General features: G+C 55.6%; 9 protein-coding genes and 1 pseudogene. 6 read left to right on the top strand and 4 right to left on the bottom strand.

Annotated elements, in window-relative coordinates; translation table 11 throughout:
- Positions 1-292: 292 nt before the first annotated feature.
- The 4 genes and pseudogenes from HMPREF3170_RS09730 to HMPREF3170_RS12095 form a co-directional block, all read right to left on the bottom strand.
- Complete coding sequence (locus HMPREF3170_RS09730; protein ID WP_070479375.1) at positions 293-2,554, bottom strand: hypothetical protein; 2,262 nt, start codon at positions 2,552-2,554, stop codon at positions 293-295.
- Between the two features lie 132 nt (positions 2,555-2,686).
- Positions 2,687-3,013 (bottom strand): WhiB family transcriptional regulator, encoded by a 327-nt coding sequence (locus tag HMPREF3170_RS09725; protein ID WP_070479373.1) that lies wholly within the window; start codon positions 3,011-3,013, stop codon positions 2,687-2,689.
- A complete protein-coding gene (locus HMPREF3170_RS11975; RefSeq protein ID WP_070479372.1) occupies positions 3,013-3,636 on the bottom strand; it encodes a hypothetical protein in 624 nt (207 codons plus the stop codon). The genes HMPREF3170_RS09725 and HMPREF3170_RS11975 overlap by 1 nt, the downstream gene beginning before the upstream one ends.
- Before the next feature lie 498 nt (positions 3,637-4,134).
- Positions 4,135-4,275 (bottom strand): annotated as a pseudogene (locus tag HMPREF3170_RS12095) (hypothetical protein); the annotation flags it as partial.
- Positions 4,276-4,767: 492 nt separating this feature from the next.
- On the opposite strand from HMPREF3170_RS12095, the gene HMPREF3170_RS11970 reads away from it, so the two are divergent.
- The 6 genes from HMPREF3170_RS11970 to HMPREF3170_RS09695 form a co-directional block, all read left to right on the top strand.
- The gene (locus HMPREF3170_RS11970; protein WP_246814963.1) at positions 4,768-5,622 is read left to right on the top strand and encodes a helix-turn-helix domain-containing protein; all 855 of its coding nucleotides are present in this window, start codon (positions 4,768-4,770) and stop codon (positions 5,620-5,622) included.
- A complete protein-coding gene (locus HMPREF3170_RS11390; protein ID WP_246814962.1) occupies positions 5,514-6,089 on the top strand; it encodes a tyrosine-type recombinase/integrase in 576 nt (191 codons plus the stop codon). The genes HMPREF3170_RS11970 and HMPREF3170_RS11390 overlap by 109 nt, the downstream gene beginning before the upstream one ends.
- A 9-nt stretch (positions 6,090-6,098) precedes the next feature.
- Positions 6,099-6,356, top strand: coding sequence for a hypothetical protein (locus HMPREF3170_RS09710; protein ID WP_070479367.1), 258 nt, complete (start codon positions 6,099-6,101; stop codon positions 6,354-6,356).
- A gap of 10 nt (positions 6,357-6,366) precedes the next feature.
- Positions 6,367-6,954 (top strand): ParA family protein, encoded by a 588-nt coding sequence (locus HMPREF3170_RS09705; RefSeq protein WP_070479366.1) that lies wholly within the window; start codon positions 6,367-6,369, stop codon positions 6,952-6,954.
- 3 nt (positions 6,955-6,957) lie between these two features.
- On the top strand, positions 6,958-7,182 hold the full coding sequence (locus HMPREF3170_RS09700) for a hypothetical protein (protein ID WP_070479364.1): 225 nt from the start codon (positions 6,958-6,960) through the stop codon (positions 7,180-7,182).
- Between the two features lie 464 nt (positions 7,183-7,646).
- Positions 7,647-8,275: hypothetical protein (locus HMPREF3170_RS09695; RefSeq protein ID WP_141742275.1), on the top strand; the 629-nt coding region annotated here is incomplete at its 3' end.

The following is an 8,275-nucleotide window of genomic DNA, read 5'->3' as shown; positions in this document are numbered from 1 at the left end:
GTGCTTGCTGCACGGGAGCCGGAGCCTGCTGGACAGGCTCTTCTGCCTTACTCGACGCTGCCGATGATTCGGAAGACTTCGAGGATTCTTCCGTCGTCGTTGTCGACGAGGAAGCCGACGGCGTCGCTGAGGGAGACGTCGTAGGCGATGCAACACTGGTTGCAGTGAGCCCAGGCTGCATCGTCGCAGCAACAACTGCAGGTTGTTCAACTGCATTTGAGGCACACCCAGACAACACCACAAGGCTGCTCACGCCAACCACAAACCCCCTCATTGCACGCACAGTCATTTCCTACCTCTTCATAAACCGGTCGATGACAGGCAGCAACGTGGCAAGCAGACCACCGAGAGCGGTCAGCGCGCCAATGACGATGCCGACGATTTCCTTGGTCTCCATGACCGAAGACCCATCAGCCTTGTCTCCACGCAGATGCTGCGTCGGATCAGGTTCCGACGGCGACTGCGGCGTCTCCGATTCAGGCGCCTTTGCGTTGCCACCAGGCTTGGTGTCGGTGCCAGAGTTCTCACCCGGTTTCTGCTGGTTTTCAGGCGCATTCGATGCGTCCGTATCACCATCGCTTGCGCCGTCACCTGGTACATCGCGATGATCTGCTGGAAGACCGTTGAGCACATTCGTTGCAGGCTTGTAGACCTCTGCAAGCTGGCCGAGCTCCACATCGCGTTGAGGAGTCCTCGGCTGTGCCTCGAGAGACGCGAGTTTTTCAGCACGCAGCGTATCGATCGCAGTCACAGCTGGGGCAAAGCCCACCTCGACCAGGCCAGCGAGCTTCGTTTCAGCTTCTTGGCTCCATTCGCTTGGCACATCAAGTGCCTCGAAAGTCGCTTCGCGACGCTTCTGCGCCGCATCTGCTGCAACAGGCAACACGCGGCCAAGCTCTTTGAGTTTCGCATCAATTTCCGGCGTCCACTCTGCCTGGTTGAGCTTTTCCAGCCCCTCCATACGCTGGGTGTGCAGCGTCTTGCCGTACGGCGCATGCTGCACGCTTGCGACCTCGGCAAGCTTCTTGTCAGCGTCAAGATTCCAGCCGTTTGCAGCCATATCAGCAACTGCTTGCTCTGCTACCTGCTTGCGCAACGCTTCCAGTTCAGACTTCGCTCGCGGATACACGAGTGCGAGATACGCGAACTCTTCTTCCAGCTTCGGCGACCACTTGCGGTTCTCGCTCAGACCATCAACTGTGTCCTTGCGCCACTGATCGACCTTGGCGAGCACATCATCAGCGAGGACAACGCGCTTGAGCTTGGAGTCTTCGATAAAGGACTGGAAGTCACGGTCGTTGATTTCATTCCACGCATTATTCGCGGTCGTGTTTCGAACAAAGTCGCTTCGACGCTGCGCGCGCAGCTTTCCAGCGTCTGCATAAACTGCTGCTAATGGCGCGATCTGATCATCCCACTCGCGAGTCCACGAACGATTATCGGTCACAAACCCGTTCAGAGCTTGCTTGCGACGCTCGTTGAGCAAGACGCCTGCACGACGACCATCAGCCTTCTTGAATTCGGCAAGGGACGCTTCCCACTCCGGCGACCACGCTGCGGAATCTGCACGCACCACGCTCATAAAGGCGTCGCGCTGCTTGCCGATTGCGGCATTCTTTCGATCGAGTTGCTGCTTCGAAGCCCCGGTAGTTGCGGTGTTGAGTTTCTTTTCCCACTCTGGCGACCAGCCTTTGCCGTCAGTTGCAAACGATTCAACGAGCAAATCAAATTTGCGATCGTTTGCCTTTTTCGCCAATTCAGGTGCGTACTCTTCCATGTGTTGCAGCTGGGATGCCCATTCCAGCGACCAGGGTTGCTTTTGCTGCACAATCTCGTTGAGGTGACGCTGACGTGCCTCATTAATCGCCGATGCGATATCGCCATGCACTTCTGCTGGCATCGCTGCCTTTGCGTCACGAGCGGTGCGCTCGACGGTAGGTGACCACTTCGCTTTTGCAATCTCTTCGATATACGCCTTGCGTTTTGCCTTGACAATATCAAGCGCAATCGGTCCGTAGGTCGGGCCAGCCGTCACCTCCGGTTCCAGAGGGTTTTCAAGCGTGTTCGCTTCTTTCAGCGCTGCACGGGTGAGTACCGCGTTTTCGTTCGCCAGAGCTTCCATCGATGGCGACCAGGCCTGTTTACCTGCTGCATCGACGATCCGCTGCAGAGAAGCGTCACAGTCTGCGCGATTCTTCTCAAGGGCCTGCTTGTAGCGATCTCGCGTACCCACACCGCTGTTTTTGTCAGCGTCATAGTTCGTCAGTTTCGCAAAGTCCCAGGAGTCATCTGGGCAGCCGTAGAAAGGCCACGACGCATCAGACGTGAACGCACCAAGGCTTAGAGCAGACGATAGCGAGCTGCCAAATGGCTGACGTTCCTTACCATGGACATAAGAAAACTCTCCAAACTTGGCATTGTGTGCGTCCAACATCGACTGGAAGTTTGACACTTCGCCGGTCGATGCCTGTGCAGATGCTATCGGGACAGTGCCCACCAGCGATGCCCCGAGCACTGTCGCGATAATACGACGGCGCAAGTTGCTAGCTTTCACTTCGATCCCTACCTTTCTGAAAATCATGTCAAAACAATGAGCAATCCCTGATATTTGCCGAAATGGCCACTAAGTAAACCCCCTCCCCCATATTGGGGGCTATACCTAAGTTCGTAATGGTGTTATTTGTGCTTATGCGCTGGCTGCGGGCCTATTTTGCCGGTTTTTCACGAAGAGCACTCCACCCCAGATGCCTTTACACTCAACATTTTCCAGTGCGAATTGGTAGCACTGCTCGGCAATTGGGCAGCGCTTGCACACACTGATCGCTTCACACTGACGTTGAGCGCGGTCTTCGTCGGTTTCTCCGTGGATGCTTGCATCCCACGCCCCGGCAAGGCCTGCTGTGGCACAGGCCGCGTCGGCGAAAAACTCCGGGAGTGCAACTTGTTTTGCAAGGTCTTTTTTAGGCGATCGCTCCCGATCAATGGGAGCGACGCCAGCAGGCTTCGTCCCCATCAGATAGCCTCCTTGCACGCATCGTGGGTGCAGCGCATCACTGCGGTTCCATCTGGCGTTGACACAAAGCCGTTGTCGTCACACAGGTCGCATGCGTCGATTGCGGAGCGTTTTTCTGGCGCCATTTTGCGCGACGGCATCAGCGGAGCCTCGAAGCTGGAATGCTGGCCAAGTCCTGCACTAATCGGCGGTTGATCCAGTGGCACGTCATCCCGAAGTCGCGCCATGACCAGGCCAGTTAAGTTCCGAACATTGCTTGGCAGCTGTCGCATGGCAAGGATTAGCGTTATGTCGCCTTTCGACCAGCCAGCGTGGAGGCGCTGGTCAATCGCATGCCCAATACGAGCAAGGTGATGAGGGCCCATTGCCTGCATCGGTGCTGGCAGCACCTCACGCGCAAGGGTGACAAGCTCCGCCTGTGACAAGCCTGCTGCTTCGCCACGCTCCGCAGTGGGAGCCTCCTGGCCTAGAACGGTGCTTTCGCTCACTGCATGGTCCGTGGACGGCGTTTCAGCTTCCACCGGCGTAATTACATCGCTGGTAGCTTCTGGCAACGCTTTGACCGCTTGAGTGCGCTGTTGCGCCTCGAGCTCGCGCACGGCTTGCAGCTCTTCGTTTGTCACTCCATCCGGCAGGACCGCTTCACCGATGAGCGCTAGCGAAATCGTACGAAGCCGATCGGTCCATTCATGGAGAGTCTCCTCCCCTCCCCTCGAACCGCTAGGTTCGCCCGTCGACGAAGCCGACGAACGGCGATCCCGTTTCTTCCGAACGGGGGGCTTGGGGGGAAGGGATGTTTTATTTGTTTCATAGTTATATGTCTCACCAGTGAGACTTACGGAGCCATCTTTTGAGACACACGGCTTCTCATTTTGAGACTTACGGTCCATGCCGTTTTCCGTATGTCTCATTTTGAGACTTACGGCCTGACCAGCGTCTTTATCGAACGGGTTTTTCGTATGTCTCATTTTGAGACTTACGGCCTGACCTGCATTTTTGCCGTCGTCTTGAAAGTCCCCTCGCGTAATCGCGTCAATATTTAGTGCAACCAGGCTCGCCGATCGCGTGGTGTGACCGTTCTGGTCGACCCCCCACCGACAATCTCTGAAAATGAGTCCACATTTCTCTAACTCTGCAAGGTGCCGATGCACAGTTGCCCTTGACTGTTCAGTGCGGCGACAAAGCTCGTCAACGAATATCTCCGCTCGAGGAATGTGGTCGCCATATTTTTCAGGCTGCGGATAGACACGGTCAGCAATCATTGCGAGGCAAAACTTGGCTGAACTCTTCAAGCCGCGAACGTTGTCAACAACGGCTGTCATCTCTTTAAAGCCCATGACGCCTACACCCCCGCCCTAGACAAACCATGGTTCCGGTGTAGAATATGCTCAAGAAAAAGAATGCCGTTCTTTTCGGTGACGTCGTTTCTGTTGCGAGCAGAAGCGACGTTTTTTAATGTCTCCACCAGCTATGCCCCCTTCAAAAGTTGATCGATCGCGGAGACCGGAATTTGCCAGTGCCCGTTCGGTAGCTGGATCGCGCCGCCGAGGTAGCCTTTCTTGGCCCACTTTCGAACAGTCACTCCAGATGGATTGCCCGGTATTCGCTTCCTTGCTTCGTCTGGAGTCAACCAGACCTCATTTTTGCAACTATCACTCACGTTCATACTTTTAAGTAATCACACCGGCCAAGGTTTCGCAACTTACAGTTTCAATTAGTTGCTGTAGTTGTGATTGTATGTTACAGTTTTAACTATGAGTCAAACGGAAACGGCAATGACAGTCAACGAAGCCATCGGGGCTAAGGTTGACCAATTGATGTTCCGCAAGCGTGTTAAGCGGAAAGATGTCGGGCTTGCACTTGGTATAACTGGGGCGGCTGTCAGTAGGAAGATTTACGGTCAGGTCGCCTGGACTGCGGAGGACCTTTTTAAGACTGCCGACTTCTTCGGTGTTGAGATCACGGACCTTCTCCCCCGCCGTGTTTCTCCCCTAGAAACAGGAAAAGCCCCCTCCGAAGAGGGGGCTGATCCGAAGTTGGTAGCGGGGGCAGGATTCGAACCTACGACCTCTGGGTCTTTGTCCTCTCCCCTATTTCTCTGGTGGAATGTTCGCCGCTTCTGCTTTGCCGTCATGCCGTCATGCCGTCATGCCGTCATGCTGGCGATACGGCTTGCTGGCGAGCTGGCAATAGCGCGATGGGGCACGAAAGGGCAGGTAGACCCTTATACATGCTCATATCAGAACGAGAAACACTCGCCCGTGTTCCTAACGGGTGGGGTGAAGTATTGCGAGAATTCGAAATCTACCTTCGCGCCCTGGGACGAAGAGAAAGAACTATCGACACTCGGCTTCGCCACCTACGGACCATGGCCCGCTATCTTGATGTCCCACCCGAAGCAGTTACGGAAACGCATCTTGTTTCGTGGAGCGGAACGCAAGACTGGAAACCGGAAACACGCAATGCGAACCATGCCAGCGCTCGCGTTTTCTTCCGGTGGCTGGCTGGCAAGACGGGACAGCCGAGCCCAGCTCGAGGGCTCACGGCGGTTAGGCGTCCAGTTCCCCCTCCACGCCCAGCACCGGAAGAAGCAATCGCGACCGCCATAGAGTGCGCTCCTCCGAGAACACAGCTCATTCTGAAACTTGCGGCTCAATTAGGGCTCCGAGCATCAGAAATCGCGCAGCTGCACACTCGCGACATCGAGCAAGTGGGAGACGGATGGGCAAGCCTGACAGTTCACGGGAAAGGCGGAACTCAACGCTTGTTACCAATCCCGCCAAAACTTCATAGTGAGATCACGCGACAACAGCCTGATCTGGGATGGGTGTTTCCAGGCAACGACAGTGGGCATCTTTCGCCCCGTTGGGTTGGAAAGCTCGCCAGTCGAGTGCTTCCAGACCAATGGACTCTGCACACTTTGAGGCACAGGTTTGCAACGGTTGCTTACAACCGGGGTGGACACGATCTTCTCTCAGTTCAAAAAGCTCTCGGACACGCCTCAATCACCACGACGCAGCGATACACCCAAACTGCGCTTGATCTACAAACCGTCATTACATCAACAACCTTTTAGGAGAACCCAATGAGTGACAGTCACCTCGCAAAAGCGGTCCTGGCCCTCCAGGAAGCGCGCTACATCGAAGTCGCCGACCGCGCTGAATTCATCAATCTGGTCGAGGATATTGCAACCGAATGCGCCTACCACATGTCTGTCCTTGGCATCAGCTGGCAAGAGGTTGCAAGCAACGCCCACACAATCATCGGAGACGACCTTGAAACTGCACTAACCGGCGCAATCTCAGACGTACGCAATGCCTCAACAGCTAACCAACACAACTAAGGAGAACCCCATGACACACGTACTCACTATCGCCAGCCTTAAAGGCGGAACCGGAAAAACCACGAGCGCAATCCTGCTTGCAACTGCCCTAGTGCGCAGAGGCCACACCGTCACCGTCATCGACACCGACCCCCAAGGCTCCGCTACCGAGTGGGCCCAACGCGCCTCCGACGACGGCAACGAGCTCGAGTTTCAGGTCACGGTGGGCAACGCGCGCACAATTGCGCGAAGCATGCCCACCACCGACGTGGTCATCATCGACTGCCCGCCGGGAAACCCGCAAATCATCGACGCAGCAATCGACGCAGCAGACCACGTCATTATCCCGGTGCGCCCATCTGCGATCGAAGTCGATCGCATGTGGGAAACCCTCGACCTCACCGACGGAACAAACGCAACGGTGCTGCTTACTTCGGTGATCCTTAGCGCGAAAGCTACCGAGGAGCTACGGACTCAGCTTAATGAGGAGCGCGTCGGAGTCTTCCCAGGAAATATCCCGCAGCGCGAAGCAATCAAAAACTACTTTGGTGCCAGGCCAAAACAAGACCTCTTCGGCTACGACGCAGTCGCTGCCGCGCTCATGAACGAGGAGGATTAACCTATGGCTGATATGAGCAGACGCCGTAAGCACGGCGTGAAACCAACCACTGCCGCTGAAACCGAAATCAAGCCAGCCGACCGCGAGAAGAAGTTAACGATTCGCATCGACGAGCAAGCCAGAGAAGACTTCCGCCGGATCAGTTTCAACAAAGGAATCTCGATGACGGAAATTCTCACCGAAGCAATCAATGACTACATAGAGAAAAATCGCAACTACTTGCGATAGGTCATGCGCTGGGAAACACTCTGACCAGCGCTGACTCAAACACATAGTGCTGGCATGCCGTAACGCCAGCATGCCAGCACGACGGCTTGACGGCATGACGGCTTAGCATTACCGAAAGAAGAAAGGAGTAAAGCATGCACGCACTAAAAGGACAGTCCCTACTACGTGCGCGGCGGCTTCATGGAAGCGGTACGGCACGCCAGACTGCCAGCCTGACGCTATGACGGCATGCCAGCATGCCGTCCTGCTGGCGTGCTGGCATGCTGGCGTGCTGGCATGCCGTACAGCCTGCGCAAACGGGTCTTTCGATACTGGAGCATTTGGTTAAGCTAAATAAAACCTAAGTATCAACCCGGGAGCATGTATGGCACGTCGCAAGACTCAAGTGGACGACAATCAACTTGAGTTGTTCAGCTATCTCGATGAACAACTGACCACCACACCACAAGAAAAAGGAGACAATAATGACCACACCGCAGATTCAATTTCACGGTTACCCGAAGCGACTAGTGCCGGACATCCTGAGAGGAGTGGACTGGGATCTTCCCATGACCGATCGCGACAGCGACTCGATCTTCCTCATCGTGGAGTATCTGAAGATAACCGATCCGGAGAACGCGAACGAGCCGACCGCGTACAAGATTCTGAAACAGCTTCACAGCGAGCACGCCGAGATGGATCGCGGGGTATTCAACCGATTGCGCGAGACGCCGGGCATTCAGGAGGAGAAGGACCAGGCGTACTACCGGGTGATGTTTCAGCATCTTCAGTACCAAGTGGGACAGCTCGTGATCAAAGCCTTGGAAGCGACGGGAGGGGACGCGACGAGGTTGGTAGGAATGATGCGCTACCACAAGCCAGCGATCACACCAGCAGAACTGAACGACGCAGTGATGAAGTCAACGGTGGAGGAAGCACTGAAAACGTTGGGCAAGGACCACAGCCCGCAGGCAGTCGAGGAACTTTGGCGGCAGCTGAACCAACAGGTCGATCTGTTGTCGCGGACCCGGAGAGCACAACGCTTGGCGGGATGGGCAAAGGACATCCAGACTCTTCCTCGCAGCAGCGAGGAGATGAAACGAATCTTCCTGCA

It is taken from the genome of Corynebacterium sp. HMSC08D02, assembly GCF_001807505.1.
In the GTDB taxonomy this organism is placed as follows: domain Bacteria; phylum Actinomycetota; class Actinomycetes; order Mycobacteriales; family Mycobacteriaceae; genus Corynebacterium; species Corynebacterium pseudogenitalium.
Note: the sequence above shows the minus strand (reverse complement) of the source record. Positions and strands in the feature narration are given on the sequence as shown.